This window comes from Bradyrhizobium sp. 134 (genome assembly GCF_023074155.1).
Lineage (GTDB): Bacteria > Pseudomonadota > Alphaproteobacteria > Rhizobiales > Xanthobacteraceae > Bradyrhizobium.
The window spans coordinates 66356-81051 of record NZ_JADPKX010000017.1; the positions used below are offsets into that span (position 1 = coordinate 66356).

The following is a 14696-nucleotide window of genomic DNA, read 5'->3' on the forward strand; positions in this document are numbered from 1 at the left end:
CGGACAGATGTCGTTTGCTCACGTTAAGAAGAAGAGAGTACTTCGTTGGCGCAATGTTGCTGTGCAAGGCGCCATCGCTTGGCTCGCGCTCATGCTCGTCATCGCGATCCTGGCAGATCGTCTCGCTCCCTATGATTATGCCGCACTTGATCTTCGGCATCGTCTCGCCGCGCCTATTGGCTTCGGGGGGCACGTATCGCATCTGTTCGGCACCGACGAGCTTGGCAGGGACCTGCTGGCGCGCTTACTTATATCGATCCGGATGAGCCTTTTCATTGCCTTTGGAGCCACGCTGATAGGCGCATGCCTGGGTACCACGCTCGGCTTTCTCGCCGCCCATTTCCGCGGCTGGGTCGAACAGGTCATCCTCGCATGTGTCGATTTCCAGGCCAGCATGCCGTTTCTCGTTCTAGCGCTCGCGGTACTTGCATTCGTGGGTAACTCTCTGCTGCTCTTCGTGGCCCTCCTTGGCCTTCATGGCTGGGAGCGCTACGCGCGCGTCACGCGCGCGCTCGCGATGAGCGCGAACACGCAAGGCTATGTGGTCGCCGTACGCCAGCTGGGTGCAGGACCTTGCCGCCTTTACCTGCGCCACATCCTACCGAACATCGCCTCAACCTTGATCGTCACCATGACTCTTGCCTTTCCGGATATTATTCTGCTCGAGAGTGGTCTGAGCTTCCTTGGTCTGGGCGTGCAGCCCCCGCTCACCTCCCTCGGCAATATGGTCGGCTATGGTCGTGACTATCTGACCCGCGCGCCCTGGATACTCGTCCCCTCTTCGCTGATCATCTCGCTCACCACACTGTCCATCTCGCTGGTGGGGGACTGGCTGCGCGACCGCATGGACAAGACATTATCGTGAAGGCCTCTGTAACTTCCCCTGCTACCCGCCGCGTCATCCTTGTCAGTTTCGATGGGCTCCGTCCCGATCTTATAAACGCTACAGCGACTCCTCATCTTCACAGGCTGCAGCGCCAGGGCGTGACCCTCGGCCGGAATGTCACCGTCTATCCGAGCGAAACGCGGGCGGCGATGCCTAGTCTTGTTACCGGCGCATCACCCGGGCGCCATGGCATGGTCGGGAACCAATACCTCGACCGCGCAGCGGTGCCGTCCCGCTACGTCGACACGGCCGATGACCAACTGGTCGAAACCCTGGATACGTTGAGCGGCGGGCGTCTCATGGGCGTGCCAACGCTCGGCGAGGTTCTTGCCGCCCACGGCAAGACGCTCGCGGTGCTCGCGTCGAATTCTGCCGGGACGACCCGCTTGTTCAACCACAAGGCGCGCACGCTCGGCCATCCCACAATCTCGGGGCACTTCGCGCGGCTCGCGACTTCCCGATCTCTTCTCGATGCGCTGAATGCTCGAATCGGTCCGCCCCCGGCGCCCCCGCCTGCAGGAACGCCCGACCTCGCAGCGCAGAGCTACCTGACGGCGGCTTTGCTGGAGATGGTCTGGCCACAGCTTCGGCCGGACGTCACCATTCTCTCCTTTGGCGAACCGGACAGCTCGTCTCATTACTGCGGCACGGCAGGGGTACGGACCTTGGAAGCGCTCGCCTGGGCCGACCAGCAATTCGGTCGCGTTCTGTACTGGTGGGAGGCTGAAGGCCGGCGGCAGGACGTCCACATCATTGCCGTCTCAGATCATGGACACGTGAGCGTCCATGCGAAGGCTGACGTTCACCAAGTGCTCAGAGATGCCGGATTCCGTTGCGGCTCGGCGCCTGGGCAAGACGTAGATGCGATTCTCGTTCCCGGGCAGGTGGGGGCCATTTATCTGGCAGACCCCTCGGAGCGGAACATCCGGCGAGCCGTCGCAGCAATGACCAAGGCGCCGTGGTGCGGACCCATCTTCACCGCTGGACGAAATGACATCGACGGCATCGCGCCGGGCAGTTTTGCGCGCCAACTTGTGATGGCGGATCATGCCCGATCCAGCGACATCCTGTTCTCCTATCGTGCCGATAGTGAAGTCGATCCATTCGGCCTCATCGGCCGAACCTGGAGCAACGACGCGCCGATCGGACTGGGAGTACACGGCGGCTTGCACCCTAAAGAGATGGCGGCGGTCGGCATTCTCGCCGGACCTGCCTTCCACTCGGGCAGCCTTTCAGAAGTTCCGTCGGGAATCTGCGACATCGCGCCGACCATTCTGCATCTCTTGGGAATTGTCGCCCCTAGCCAGATGGATGGGCGCGTCCTCAACGAGACGTTTGCGACATTGCCCCGGGCTGCACCCGCGTCGGTCGTAGAGACCGTCTACGAGGCAGGCTCCTCCACTTACCACCAGGTCTTGCGTCGCATACAGGTAGGAGCGGCAGCCTATATCGAAGGCGGCTTTGCAGAGAACGCCGCGTGAACCTGGGGGCTTTCGCATGCGGGAGCGGAGACCGGCAGCGAGCGCCGGGATGCTGTCCCGCAGCTCGTCCGGAAGCCGCGCCATCTCCAAGCAAGCGCGTCTGGCCAGAGCGCGAGGTAAGCGGGCCGAGGAGTATCATGAACTCCTCCGTAGCCGTTTGCCCGGAGCCGGTACGACAGTGCTCTCCGGGTCGATCTTGCCAACTACGAAGATGGCTGCCGAAACATCTGCTTTCAAGCGCTACGAAGAAGGCCTCCGCCTGGGGGTGGTTGAAAACAAGCAAGTCGACCTGGTGCCTTCGTTGTACGATCGACAGTTGGCAGATCTCATCGATCAATTGGATCGCGATGTTGCTTGCGCGGAAAAGAAACCGATAGCCAGGCGCTGGAGCAGTGGTTCGATGGAGGCGGGTAGCAAGTCGGATGGACGGCCACCGAATGGAGACAAAAGTTCCCAGTTTCAACAGTTCGGCTGCATCTGCGGTGGAACTGTTGAAACCGTCCCTCTGATGGGTGCCCGCATCATGCGCGCTCTCGATGGCTTCGGAATGTTAGGTTTCGGCATTCGGATTCTCGGAACAAACGCCATCTACGCTTATGAGGCCTCCTCCGGCGTCAGAGTCGATCCTGGGGGCTGGCCACGACGAAGGGCATCGATTTTCTGTTCGACGCGCGCGGCGGCCTTACGTTTGTGGCGGACGACGACGTTTCCGAGTCTTCGTTGCTGAAGATACTCCAACGTGTCGACACCAGCCTCGAGCGCGCCAAGCAGACGTTCCGCGCCGTAAACCGGGACGGCTATCTCGTCGATCTGATCAAACCTATGCAGAGCCCTCCTTGGAAGAAGGCCCCGGATAAAATCGGCTCGGACCCCGAAGACCTGACTGCCGTTCAAATCGAAGGACTCGATTGGCTGCAGAATTCGCCGGCTTTCGAGGCAACCGCGATCGACCAGAAGGGCGAACCGGTGCGCATCGTCGCTCCAGACCCGCGGGTTTGGGCCGCCCATAAGCTTTGGTTGTCCCGGCGTGCGGACAGGGAACCGCTCAAGCGACAACGAGATGCAGCACAGGCGGAAGCCGTCGGGGCTCTGGTCGCGAACTATCTCACTCACCTACCATTCGACGCAGGGCAGCTGAAGATGCTTCCCAAAGAAGTGGTAGACAGCGCGGAGCCGCTTTTCGCTAAGAAAGACACCGCGGCCCGCGCCTAACATTCAGGTTCGAAAGAGCGAGGCCGGCATATCCGGCCGCCGATAATCGGCGGCACCATGATGGTGATCAGCATGATGCTGCTGCTCATCGGCATGCCGACGATCATCGTGAGCGGCATCATCACCGGCATCATCATCACAGCACCAGCACCAGCATGGGCGCCTCCGCGGACTTGTGGGGCCACTTTGAAAACGACTCGGCTAGTCGGTCCGCGCTTGCGCAAAGTGGGAGTTTGCTTGCGTCATCTGGCCATTCGATTCGCACCAAGGATTCGAAGTCAAGCGCCTGGAGTCCCGTTTTCTGTTGAAGCGCTCGCTTTTTCGCGGCTTCGCCGTGATGGACGACATCAAACACGACATGGCGATCCTGGCGACCAGCGGCCGGGACCGGACCTGCGGCTCAGACGGTCGTTGCGCCAGTGCCTCCGCTGCCGCCGCTCGCGAAGGGCGCGAGCGAGTCCGAGCGAACGCGTCTTGACCCGCAGCCGTTCAATTATGCAGCGATGGCAGCCGCCGTCCACACCTTAGGCTTCGCCGGGTCCGGAGAAGATGGACGCCGGTGGCGTCGTCCGCGGCACCGGCAGCGGACGCTCGGCCGCTGCCGGGCGGGGTGGCTGACCGCTCTTCGCATCGTATCGCTTGGCGAGATCCAGCAGGCGTCGCCTGGTGAACGGATCGGCCTTCTCGGCGAGGATCCGGACCCGATGGGCGAGGCCCTGGTAGAATTCCTGCTCCATGACACAACCCCACGATATTAATCGGCGGAGTTGAGTATGCCGATGCCCTGGGAGTCAAGAACGGCGGGGGCTTGGTGCCACTCGGCGTGGTCCGGTGACAATTGCTCAGAAGAGGGCGGACCAGAGGTCCGGGAAGACCATGGCTGCTGAGAGGGATAGCAACAGCCCGGCGCCGCAGAAGATCGCGACCGCCTTGAGTTCTTCGATGTCCTTGTCCGTGCCGGTCGCGCCTGCCAGCGCCTTCGCCGCCCATTCCATGGTTCGGTCTCCTCTGAAAACCACCATACCAGCCGTAGCAGCTCTTCCGGCTGCCGCGTGTGAACTGGCTCTCACCGCCATCGCCTGATTGTTGCAAGCTCGGTCTCGCGCGGGGAGGGCTAACGGCGGCTCGCAGCCTCTTTCGGGCGTCGGAGATCGGCGTCGGCTGCATCCGAAAATTTTTCGGGCCGACCTTGAAACCAAAACCGGGTTTTCTAATTTCTCAGGCGCCACCGCAGGGTGGCTTCCGGGTGCCTTTTGGGGCCGGGATTCCCAGACGGGGACCGGTCGTGTCCGGCGATAGAAATACTCGCGCTCGGCCTTCTCGGGCTTGCTTCCCTCGATCGTGACGACGTTGTGCTCGGCCGTGACCGAGATCTCCTCGGGCGAGAAGCCGGCGACCGCGAGCGAGATCTGGTAGCGATCATCGCCGAGCCGTTCAATGTTGTACGGGGATAATTATCTTCAGCGGCGCGCTGGGCGGATTCCGCGAGATCGAAAAGACGATCGAAGCCGATGGTCGAACGCCAGAGCGGTGAAAAGTCGTAGCTGCGCATAGCCAGATCCTCCAAAGAGCAAAATGGTTACGAGGCAGGGCGCTGCGGGCCCCAGAGGGACTGAAGGCACCCGTCGGCATCGACGCCATCCTTGACGCTCTCTGCGAAGTGGACGGTGGCCCTCGCAATCCGCCCGGCGGCAAGCCGAAGCGCCGCTTCTCGGTGTCGCGGTTGGCGGCGCGACAGACGCAGTCATGCGGACCGTTCAATCGGCATGACAGAGCCTCGCCCAGGCCAAAAGCACGGCTGGGCGAGGCGGCTGCAGCAGGACGCGGACGCTTGGCGCAACGATAGAAGCAGGCCGGTCCAGCCCGCCACCTGCACGCGGGCGGGGTGCGGATCATCCCCTCGTCGTCAAGCGTGCTCGCGTCGGCAGCGCTGGCAGCGGGGATCTGGAGGCGCGGTGACGCCGGTCGCGTCAGGCGGACGCCGCTTTCCGGAGAGTGTCCCCCTCGCGACAGAGATCGTCGGCCTTCGCCCGCATTTTCGAGAGCAGCAGTTCGGCTGACGCTGTCGGCACGCCGGCCCGCTGAGCATCCCGATCTCCCGCTCCTGCGCGCGGAGTTGCCCGCGCATGCGGGTGATCTCGCCACGGAGCCAGTCGAGCTTCACAGCGCGCTCAGGTCGTCTGGCACGTCGTCACCGAACTTCCGGATCAGCGTGGCGGCCCTGAAGTCGCCGCTGGACGGATCTCCGGTCCGCGAGAACGCGACGGCGCCGGCGTGACCGGGCTTCCGGGATAGCGCCTCGGCCCGCATGACCGCGGCGTTGGCGCTGAAGCACTCCGTTGCCTCCCCGGCGGCCACGCCGTTGTCGGAGAAAACGAACGGTAGAGCGACATAGCAGGTCACGTTAGCCATCTGCCTCGTCCTTGCGTTCGCGCGGCCCTGGAAGTCGCCCCCGGACGTAGCCGGTCGACACCTTCGAGTGGAGTCGTCGAGCCGCACCTCCAGAAAAGCGTTAGCGACCAATAGGACCTTCACGGTTTTCCGGGCATCGCCACCGCAAGCCGCTATCGCCTGGTCGGCGGCGGCAACGAAATCGTCGACGGCGGGAATAGTCCGATCGGGAGCAGCTTTCATACTTTTATGTTCCCGTTTCGTTCATGCGAGTCAAGAGGCTCTTCCTCCGAATTCCCAGGGCGCGGCGGCCGTCGCCGGATGAATCTCGGGGATGAGCCTGCGAAGGAAGTCGCGAAGAAGCCCGCGGCCGGCACGGGACGGAAGTCGGCTTACGTTTTTCGAGTCCGTCCGTCGCGCCGTTGTTGCCGGATCGGATCGCGTAGCCGCTCCCGACCGAGGAGCCATTGGTCTTTTGCGGGGTTAGGTCGGAGTCGACTTCAAAAACATCGAAAGGGAACCGCATGGATCAGCCCCGCGACGTCGCCGTGATCGTCGGTAGCCTCAGGAAGGCTTCGATCAATCGCATGGTGGCCAATGCGCTCGCTGAACTGGCGCCAGCCGGACTGAAGCTGGGCATCGTCGAGATCGGCCAACTGCCGCTCTACAATCAGGACGGCGATGACGATCCGCCAGCGGAATGGACGGCGTTCCGCGAGCGTGTACGGGCGGCGGATTCCGTCCTTTTTGTCACCCCCGAGTACAATCGCTCGGTGCCTGCCGCGTTGAAGAACGCCCTGGATGTGGGATCGCGGCCCTACGGCAAGAGTGCCTGGAGCGGCAAGCCTGGCGCTGTCGTCAGCGCCTCGCCGGGCGGCATCGGCGGCTTCGGCGCCAACCATCATCTGAGACAGTCGTTGGTATTTCTCGACGTGCCCGCGATGCCGCAACCGGAAGCTTATATCGGCGGCGCCGACAGACTGTTCGACGCGGACGGAAAGCTGGTCAACGAGGAAACGCGGAAATTCCTTCAGGGCTTCATGCAGTCCTATGCCGCGTGGGTGTCCGCTAACACCTCCAAACAGGCTTAGGGGCCCTCTGCAAGCCAGCGCTATTCCGGCTCGATCTGCTTGCGCCGGATTGTGAAAAGGGAAAAGCTTCCTTTGCTTCAAGTCCTGCGATGGAGTGGCCCATGTCCGATCCCGCACTAGGCAACCTTGACGCAATGCTTCCCGACCTGGCCGAACTCTACAAGGATGTGCATTCGCATCCCGAGTTGTCGATGCAGGAGATCCGCACGGCGACGTTGGCGGCCGACCGACTTCGCGCCGCGGGTTTCGAAGTCACGGCGGGCGTCGGCAAAACCGGCGTGGTCGGCTTGCTACGGAACGGCGAGGGACCGACGGTCATGCTGCGCGCGGACATGGACGCACTGCCCGTCGAGGAAGCAACCGGGCTTGCCTACGCCAGCAAGATCACGGCCAAAGATCGCGACGGAAACACCGTCCCCGTCAGTCATATGTGCGGTCACGACATGCACGTAACCTGGCTTGTAGGCGCCACCCAATTGCTGGCCGAGGCCCGGACCACCTGGCGCGGGACGATCATGGCGGTCTTTCAGCCCGCCGAAGAGACGGCGGAAGGCGCGCAGGCCATGATCGACGACGGCCTGTTCAAGCGTTTCCCGAAACCAGATGTAATTCTTGGGCAGCATGTCATGGTTGGGCCGTCGGGCACCGTTGCCGGACGTGCAGGCGCGATCACCTCCGCCGCCGACAGCTTGCAAATTCGCCTGTTCGGTCGCGGCGCGCACGGGTCGATGCCGCAGGCGAGCATCGATCCGGTGGTGATGGCGGCGGCCACCGTGCTGCGGCTGCAGACCATCGTTTCGCGCGAGATCGCCGCTGCGGAAGCAGCAGTCGTGACTATCGGCGTCCTGCAGGCGGGGACGAAAGAAAACGTCATTCCGGACGAGGCCATCATCAAGCTGAACGTACGGACTTTCGATGCCGGAGTAAGGACGCGCGTCCTGGCTGCCATCGAGCGGATCGTCAATGCCGAGGCGGCGGCCTCCGGCGCCCCTCGCAAACCGGAGATCACCTCGCTGGACCACTATCCTCTCAACGTGAACGACCGGGATGCAAGCGAACGCGTGGTGGGCGCATTCCGGGGTCATTTCGGCACCGAACGGGTAAGGGCAACGGGACCCGCCCCTGCGAGCGAGGACTTCGGGTCGTTCGGGACCGAATGGCACGTGCCCTCGGTTTTCTGGTTTGTCGGCGGTACCGATCCGGAGACCTACGCCAAGGCGGAAGCGGCGAATAAGCTCACCGAGTTGCCAGTGAACCACAGTCCGAAATTCGCACCTGTTCTGCACCCCACCCTGCAAACCGGCGTGGAGGCGCTGGTGGTCGCGGCTCGCGCCTGGTTGCCGGCATAGTGCCGGAAAACGGCATCATGCAAGCGCTTCCGCTTGTGCTTGATCTGGCCGGCACCTTTGTCTTCGCGCTTAGCGGGGCGCTGGCGGGGGTCAAGCGAAAATTGGACTTGTTCGGCATTGTGGTACTGTCGTTCGCGGCGGCCAATTCGGGCGGCATCACCCGGGATCTCCTGATCGGCGTCGTTCCTCCCGGCGCTATCGCCGACTGGCGCTACCTCGGCGTATCGCTCTTCGCTGGTGTCATCACGTTCTTCTTCTCTTCCTTGATCGTGCGGATGTCGAACGCGGTCCTCATCTTCGACGCCGCAGGTCTTGCGCTTTTCGCCGTCACCGGCGCATCGAAGGCAATGGCCCACGGGCTGAACCCGCTCATGGCCATAGTGCTGGGCATGGTCACCGGGATCGGCGGCGGGATGGTGCGCGACGTGCTGCTCGCCGAGATTCCTACTGTGCTCCGTGCAGAGCTATATGCGGTCGCGGCGCTTGCGGCCGCGGCCATCGTGGTAGTTGGGCACATGTTGCAGTTGCCAGTCGCGCCGGTGACGGCGGTGGCGCTGATTTCATGCTTCTCGCTGCGCGTCATGGCAATGAAGCGTGGCTGGCGGCTTCCGGTTGCGAAGATCATGGACTAGTGCGACCCCGCTGGCCAAACGCGTTCGCAGGTTCGGAGAGGTGCTAGTCGGCGCTCGCCAGCCCGCTGTCGATCATCTTGCGCTGCGCACGGAACGGAGCGCGTTCCAGTCCGTTGCATCCTTAACTTTCACGATGGAGAACGCTCATGAGATTGATTTTGGCAGCGGCTTGCGCGGCCGCCATTTCGCTGGCTTTCGCACCCGGCGCGGACGCCAGGGGCTGCATCAAGGGGGCCATCGTCGGCGGCGTTGCCGGGCATATGGCGGGACACGGCAAGCTCGGCGCTGCGGCCGGCTGCGCCGTCGGTCATCACGAAGCAAACAAGGCCGACGCCAACAAGGCTAACGCACAGGCGCCTGCGGACCGGAAGTGATCCACCAGCGCCACCGCAAGCCAGGCTGGCATGTGTCGTCCGGATGCATTGTGATCGGCATTGTGCTGGCGGGCGTCACCAGCTCCGCGCGTGCCACTGAAATGAAGCCTTCCAAGATCGACGCGGCCGAGCCCTCGAAGAAGACCCTGTCCAACGAGAAGCCGACCCCGGCGGGGGTCCGGTTGAAAGTCCTGCTCGAGCGGGCGCACTTCTCGCCAGGCGAGATCGACGGAAGGTTCGGGGAGAACGCGAAGAAGGCACTGCGGGCCTTCGAAGAGGCGCAGCAATTGCCGGTCTCCGACGACCTCAACGCCGATGTTTGGGGAAAGCTTGCTGGGGACGGCCCCCGGTGACGATGAACTACACCATCGCGGAGGAGGACGTCGCAGGCCTTTCCTCAAGAAGCTACCTGCGAAGATGGAGGACATGAAGGACATTCCGAAGCTGTCCTACGGCAGCCCGCGCGAAGGTTTGGCCGGGAAGTTTCACATGAGCGAGGATCTGCTGTTCGCCCTGAATCCGGGAAGGCACTTCGACCGCGCCGGCGCGGCCATCGTCGTGATCGACTCCGGAGTCGAGCAGACCTCAGAGAAGGCGGCCAAGGTCGAAGTCAACAAGAGCCGGCAGACGGTCAAGCTGTTCGACAAGTCGAACGCGCTGATAGGATTCTACCCCGCGACGATCGGCAGTGAGGAGAAACCATCCCCCTCCGGCACCTTGAAGGTGACGGAGATCGATCGCAATCCGACCTACCGCTACAATCCGGCTTACCATTTCAAGGGCGTTCACTCCCGCAAGCCAATTGCGGCATGGCTGTCCTGACGCCGCAGATAACCCTGATAGCGCAGCTTTTCCGCATAGCTCAGCAATTCCGAGTTGATCGTCGTCGCTCCGATTGCGGTTCGGATCCTGTTCATGGAGCGGCGCACCGCATCAAGAAAGGCCGCGCTCGCATTCTCCATCAGATGCCAGCGGTCGGCGACTTGGATGGCGTTCGGCAGCGCCTTGGCTGCTGCCTCGCCGTATCCACCACCGCGATCTCGCGACAGAATGTTGATCGCTGGGTGCTTCGATAGCCACGCCCGAACGGTCGCAGTTTCCCGGTCGGGCAGCAGGGTAACGATCCGCCGACGCTCCAAATCGCACACGATCGTCCCGTATCGATGGTTTCTCCGGAACGCCCAGTCATCGATGCCCACAACGAGCAATGGATCTGTCGGCATTGCCGTCCGCCGGCGGACCACCCGTAGCAAGGTATCGTTGCTGACAGGCAGCATGAGCCGCTTGGCGAAACTTGCCGCCGGCCTGCCACCGAGCGCCAACCCCAAGTGATGGACGATGTATTCCAGCCGTGCCGTCCGGCGCCATCGAAGCGGGACGATGTCTTCTCCGAACCGCTCTGCGAAGATCCGCCGGCGGCAATGCGGCACCTCACATGTGAAGCGCCGCGTGAGCAATCGGAGGCGCACCTTTCTGCCCGCTGATGGCAAATCGGCCACGTGCCGGATGTAACGGCTATGGATTCGGCGCGATGCTGTCGCGCACAAAGGACACTGGGCCTCCGCAGCCTCTGACCGAACAGCTAGAATAACCGAATCCTCTGAATCACTTACGCCATCAAACACCAAACCGCTCGGTACTAGCGATGAAATTCGAAAGCCCGGCTCCACGGCGGCGTCCAGGAGCTCCTTCTTGACGGCCAGGAAATGCCGTCTCCTCTGCCTGGAGATCGCAAACAGGGACATCAGGCAGTCTAGGTCGACGATCATGCTGGCCGGCTCAACCTGCTTGCGGGCAAAAGCAGCGTCAGGATTATCGCGGTAGCGAAGCCATCGGCGGCGTTGACGCTTCAGGGCGCTGGCGGGGAAGGAGGGCGGACCTCTACGAGGTTTTCCCAGCCTTCGAGCGATTCATTGAGGCCATCACGGACCTTCTTCGCGCGGCCGACGGCATTTGGCTCCTTGAAGAGTAGGACTATCTTGTCGTTCTCAGAGCCGAGCTCGACTTCGATTCCCTGAATGGGTTCGCGCTCCCGATCGAGCGACTTGAAGACGGAGTATCGGTTCCATTCCTGCATGATGTCGACGAGGATGCCGAGATAAGCAATGGGATCGTCTGACAGCTTAAGTTTACCGGGCCATGCGGTGTCGAGCTCGCTCGCATCGGTCATCTGCTGGACATTGTGCAAAGCGGAAGCCGCCGTTCCCCAGACGATGCCTATCCACCAGAAGGTCGGGCTCCAGCCGGTAGCGAGCAAATTTTGGGCTAGGGCGGACGGCGCGATGGCCGACACCGCCGCAGCGCGGAGGCGATAATAGTAAGTCGACGCCTGGAGCTGGAGCAGACCACCGCAGACCCCGTGGTCGAGGATGCGGATCTTGGGTTTGGGCAGGCCGTAGTCGATCAGGCCGTTGAAGACCTTCCGCATTGATCGAAACCGGTCGGCCATGGCCGGATTGCCGAACTGTTCGTAGTGATGGGCCCAAAGATCAAAGCTATCGCCGGAAAAAGAGGGCAGATCGGGCCTTGCAATGGGATCGGGAAGATCATCGCGCACGGCTTGCAGGAGATCGTCGAGGCCGCCAACGGTCCTCAGCTCATCGGCGATATCGCCGAGCGTGCCCGTTCGCTCGTATGCCGGCGGAGATAGTGACGACCCAAGTTCAGCGAGAAGCTGCTCCCGTGCAGCGACCAAGTCGATCTTGTTTTCGATCCAGACGGCCCGGTTGAAGTAATGCCGCGCGACCCTAGCGCCAATCTCAGCCTGCTTGCTCGATTGGTCGAAGGACATGCGGGATAGGCTGCCCTCGAACATGTAACCGATGTCGTGAAGGATCGACACGTATTGCCAGACAAGGCCAAAGAAATCGGGATTGGTCCGAAATTGCCGTATGGGATGATTTCTTGCGGCTGGGATCCCGCGCTTTGCGAACTCGACGGTGAGGGCGTCGCGCACACTCTTGCTGTGAATAAAAAAGTACCAGCCCAGCAGATAATTATAGAGCGTATGGGAGGAGTGATCCCGCTGCTTCTCGTATTCGATCATGCCCGAGATTTCGCGGCGAAGCACAGCGTCGCGAAACTGAGTCGAGTCCTCAAGGCCGATCATGTTTAGGATGCTCTGAACCACGCGGTCGGATGTAGTCAGACGAACCTCATCCATCGTAGCGGTCAGAAACCGCTCAAGATGGCCATTGAATTCGGCGCCGCAAGCACGATGAGCCTTCTTGAAAGCAGGTTTCGACGCCAGGCCCGACAAGGCCTTTGGTACGACCTTCATTTTCATCTGGCGGCCCTTTCCGTGAGCGCGGGTAAACCAAGAAGAATGCGGGCAGGGCGTGGGACCACGATCAGCGGCGCGCCGGCCACACGCCAGCCGTTACCATGCCGACGCGGCAGGATTGTCGAATTCGCTGCGTTTCGACCGCGCCGTCCCAAAGAATCAATGACGTGGATGCCTGCCTGATCGACCCGCACGACAAGCACGCAATGGACGCCCGCCCAATCCCTTTCGGTATGCCGCATGTGGAAGGTCAGCGGTACGGGCCTGCGACCGGCGACTTCCAGCGCCAGGACCGGGGCTACCCGTTCGGGCGAGAATGAGGCAAACCGGCGCCAGTGTAGACCCCTCCCCGGAAACGATTGGTTGAGGACCTCCAAAAGGCGCGGGTGGTTGACGTACGGGAGCCGCCTTCGCATGGGATTGGGAAACAGGCCGATGACCTCTTGGCGCTCGCGCTGGATGCCGTAAAGCGAAAGAAGATTCCCGACCGCGCAGACCGCGCAGGTCGCTGAACCTGTCGACTGATAAAGCATCCAGCCGGTCTTTTCAGGCTAAGTGGGTTGGTCGCTGAAGCCGCCGATGCCGCCTTTACCCCGCCTGAATTTTGCAGTCTTTTTGGCGGCGCTCTTGGCCTTCTTCGCCTTCTTGACGCGCTTCACGCTCTTCTTCGCAGACTTCTTCTTGGTCATCTTCTTCGCCATCTGGAGCCCCTGACAGGATGTCGTAAGTTATGAAACTGTAGGGGAACTACATTGCAACCGCAAGATGGTGTCTCGATAACGACCTCGTGCCGCTGGCAGCCTCTGATCAGGCAACGAGCGATGTAGCATCCTGTTGCGTAGCGTGGCCTCCGCAATGCGGTGCACGTACCGGGCAGCGCGTCACGTCGGCAGCGAGCTTGGCCGTGTACAGCAAGCTGGTCGAGCGCGGTCGAGATGGTGGTACCAGCACGGGATGTATTGGTTATCTCGAAGAGGCTCATCGGCGCAAAGATTGAAAGTTCTTTTTATCGCAGAAGTTGATGGATACGATCCTGAAGAGTCCCATCGGGCGCCGGTCCAATCTGGCGAGTGGCGTCGTAAGGTTTAATCGCGGCTTCCTCGACCTTCTCCGCATCCGGTACCAGATGTTCCAGCGCGCGAAGGGCGTCGAGTCCGGGTTGAAGGGTGAAGCGACCTGCCGAACGAGCCTCGCGTTTGCCGGGTTGCCAGTTAGACCATCGGCAATGTCGCGGATATCCCGTCGCAGCGCAGCTAAGCTGTTATAGAATTGAACCAGACGCAGCGGGGCATCTTTGCCCAGTAACCCCAGCTCGCCCGAGGCGTTGGCAAATATCGTTGGCTCTGCCGGTGCAAAGCTCCGCAGTTCATTTTTTCCAAGGTAGTGCCTTGCGCATTCGCTGGCCAATACTGACGCCACTTGCTCTCCGAATCGAAGCAGCATCGTGCAACTAGATCAGCCAGCTCAGCGTGAAGCGCACGCGCAAGGTCAGGCGTAGTGGACCTCCGGAGGACGTCTCGTATTTCATAATCCTCCATCGGCACGGCATGGAGTTCAAAGCGCTGTAGTATTTTTTGTCCGGGGGTTGGTGAGGGCCGGTCAAGGTCGGCTCGACGGAAACGACAAATCCGTGGCCTTTGTCGCTCAACCGAATCCGCTGAACGCTAACGCGGTCAATGCGAGGCGGGATGTTGGAGTTCAGGATTTGGATAATCCACTCTCGCGTGATTTTGTCATCCACCACACCATCGTCGGCCTTGGTCGGCTTGTGGGTCTTCTTGTCCTCTTCAATTCCATAAACGATCTGCCCTCCGGCCGAGTTGGCCATAGCTGACACATCTTTGCACAGCTCATGTACGTCCTTACTGTCTCGCGATAGCGCGGGCGATGCCTTGTATTCGAGGGTAAGTGTTTCTTCGATCCGCGCATCAACCATCTTCTGGAAATCGGCGCGATCGTTGAATTCGAAATTAGCCATTGTCTGTCGCAAATTAGGC

At 61.7% G+C, this 14696-nt stretch carries 19 protein-coding genes and 2 pseudogenes; 10 read left to right on the forward strand and 11 right to left on the reverse strand.

What is annotated here, in order from left to right; translation table 11 throughout:
• The first annotated feature begins 7 nt into the window (after positions 1-7).
• The 4 genes from IVA75_RS07065 to IVA75_RS07080 are packed head-to-tail and all read left to right on the forward strand — an operon-like array spanning position 8 to position 3579.
• Positions 8-865, forward strand: a complete 858-nt coding sequence (locus IVA75_RS07065; protein WP_247282308.1) for an ABC transporter permease — start codon at positions 8-10, stop codon at positions 863-865.
• Positions 862-2367: an alkaline phosphatase family protein gene (locus IVA75_RS07070; RefSeq protein WP_247282220.1), complete on the forward strand. Its 1506-nt coding sequence runs from the start codon at positions 862-864 to the stop codon at positions 2365-2367. The genes IVA75_RS07065 and IVA75_RS07070 overlap by 4 nt, the downstream gene beginning before the upstream one ends.
• A gap of 49 nt (positions 2368-2416) precedes the next feature.
• Complete coding sequence (locus IVA75_RS07075) at positions 2417-3094, forward strand: nucleotidyltransferase domain-containing protein (protein WP_247282221.1); 678 nt, start codon at positions 2417-2419, stop codon at positions 3092-3094.
• The gene (locus tag IVA75_RS07080) at positions 3058-3579 is read left to right on the forward strand and encodes a GSU2403 family nucleotidyltransferase fold protein (RefSeq protein ID WP_247282222.1); all 522 of its coding nucleotides are present in this window, start codon (positions 3058-3060) and stop codon (positions 3577-3579) included. Before IVA75_RS07075 ends, IVA75_RS07080 begins: the two co-directional genes overlap by 37 nt.
• On the opposite strand, the gene IVA75_RS07085 is transcribed toward IVA75_RS07080, so the two are convergent.
• The 5 genes and pseudogenes from IVA75_RS07085 to IVA75_RS07105 form a co-directional block, all read right to left on the reverse strand.
• Positions 3576-3716, reverse strand: coding sequence for a hypothetical protein (locus IVA75_RS07085; RefSeq protein WP_247282223.1), 141 nt, complete (start codon positions 3714-3716; stop codon positions 3576-3578). The genes IVA75_RS07080 and IVA75_RS07085 overlap by 4 nt on opposite strands.
• A 387-nt stretch (positions 3717-4103) precedes the next feature.
• Positions 4104-4316 (reverse strand): hypothetical protein, encoded by a 213-nt coding sequence (locus tag IVA75_RS07090; RefSeq protein WP_247282224.1) that lies wholly within the window; start codon positions 4314-4316, stop codon positions 4104-4106.
• Between the two features lie 105 nt (positions 4317-4421).
• A complete protein-coding gene (locus IVA75_RS07095; protein WP_018456572.1) occupies positions 4422-4574 on the reverse strand; it encodes a hypothetical protein in 153 nt (50 codons plus the stop codon).
• A 297-nt stretch (positions 4575-4871) separates the two neighbouring features.
• Positions 4872-5131 (reverse strand): annotated as a pseudogene (locus IVA75_RS07100) (Hsp20 family protein); the annotation flags it as partial.
• A gap of 608 nt (positions 5132-5739) precedes the next feature.
• Entirely contained in the window at positions 5740-5991 is a 252-nt protein-coding gene (locus IVA75_RS07105; RefSeq protein ID WP_247282225.1) for a hypothetical protein, read from the reverse strand.
• A gap of 503 nt (positions 5992-6494) precedes the next feature.
• On the opposite strand from IVA75_RS07105, the gene IVA75_RS07115 reads away from it, so the two are divergent.
• The 6 genes from IVA75_RS07115 to IVA75_RS07140 all read left to right on the forward strand — a co-directional run bounded on the left by IVA75_RS07115 (position 6495) and on the right by IVA75_RS07140 (position 10238).
• The gene (locus IVA75_RS07115; protein WP_247282226.1) at positions 6495-7061 is read left to right on the forward strand and encodes an NAD(P)H-dependent oxidoreductase; all 567 of its coding nucleotides are present in this window, start codon (positions 6495-6497) and stop codon (positions 7059-7061) included.
• Between the two features lie 101 nt (positions 7062-7162).
• Complete coding sequence (locus tag IVA75_RS07120; RefSeq protein ID WP_247282227.1) at positions 7163-8410, forward strand: M20 family metallopeptidase; 1248 nt, start codon at positions 7163-7165, stop codon at positions 8408-8410.
• Positions 8411-8427: 17 nt separating this feature from the next.
• Complete coding sequence (locus tag IVA75_RS07125; protein ID WP_247282228.1) at positions 8428-9042, forward strand: trimeric intracellular cation channel family protein; 615 nt, start codon at positions 8428-8430, stop codon at positions 9040-9042.
• 146 nt (positions 9043-9188) lie between these two features.
• The gene (locus tag IVA75_RS07130) at positions 9189-9416 is read left to right on the forward strand and encodes a hypothetical protein (RefSeq protein WP_247282229.1); all 228 of its coding nucleotides are present in this window, start codon (positions 9189-9191) and stop codon (positions 9414-9416) included.
• On the forward strand, positions 9413-9769 hold the full coding sequence (locus IVA75_RS07135; RefSeq protein WP_247282230.1) for a peptidoglycan-binding domain-containing protein: 357 nt from the start codon (positions 9413-9415) through the stop codon (positions 9767-9769). Before IVA75_RS07130 ends, IVA75_RS07135 begins: the two co-directional genes overlap by 4 nt.
• A gap of 136 nt (positions 9770-9905) precedes the next feature.
• Positions 9906-10238 carry a L,D-transpeptidase gene (locus IVA75_RS07140; RefSeq protein ID WP_247282309.1) on the forward strand — a complete coding sequence of 111 codons (333 nt, stop codon included), beginning with the start codon at positions 9906-9908 and terminating at the stop codon, positions 10236-10238.
• Here IVA75_RS07140 and IVA75_RS07145 read toward each other — a convergent pair.
• The 6 genes and pseudogenes from IVA75_RS07145 to IVA75_RS07170 form a co-directional block, all read right to left on the reverse strand.
• Positions 10217-11086, reverse strand: a pseudogene (locus tag IVA75_RS07145) (ISL3 family transposase); the annotation flags it as partial. The gene IVA75_RS07140 and the pseudogene IVA75_RS07145 sit on opposite strands and share 22 nt — an antisense overlap.
• 179 nt (positions 11087-11265) lie before the next feature.
• Positions 11266-12702, reverse strand: a complete 1437-nt coding sequence (locus IVA75_RS07150) for a hypothetical protein (protein WP_247282231.1) — start codon at positions 12700-12702, stop codon at positions 11266-11268.
• Positions 12699-13232 (reverse strand): hypothetical protein, encoded by a 534-nt coding sequence (locus IVA75_RS07155; protein ID WP_247282232.1) that lies wholly within the window; start codon positions 13230-13232, stop codon positions 12699-12701. The genes IVA75_RS07150 and IVA75_RS07155 overlap by 4 nt, the downstream gene beginning before the upstream one ends.
• A gap of 18 nt (positions 13233-13250) precedes the next feature.
• Positions 13251-13400: a hypothetical protein gene (locus tag IVA75_RS07160; RefSeq protein ID WP_247282233.1), complete on the reverse strand. Its 150-nt coding sequence runs from the start codon at positions 13398-13400 to the stop codon at positions 13251-13253.
• Between the two features lie 277 nt (positions 13401-13677).
• On the reverse strand, positions 13678-14118 hold the full coding sequence (locus IVA75_RS07165; RefSeq protein WP_247282234.1) for a hypothetical protein: 441 nt from the start codon (positions 14116-14118) through the stop codon (positions 13678-13680).
• A gap of 31 nt (positions 14119-14149) precedes the next feature.
• Entirely contained in the window at positions 14150-14677 is a 528-nt protein-coding gene (locus IVA75_RS07170; protein ID WP_247282235.1) for an ATP-binding protein, read from the reverse strand.
• Positions 14678-14696: the final 19 nt, after the last annotated feature.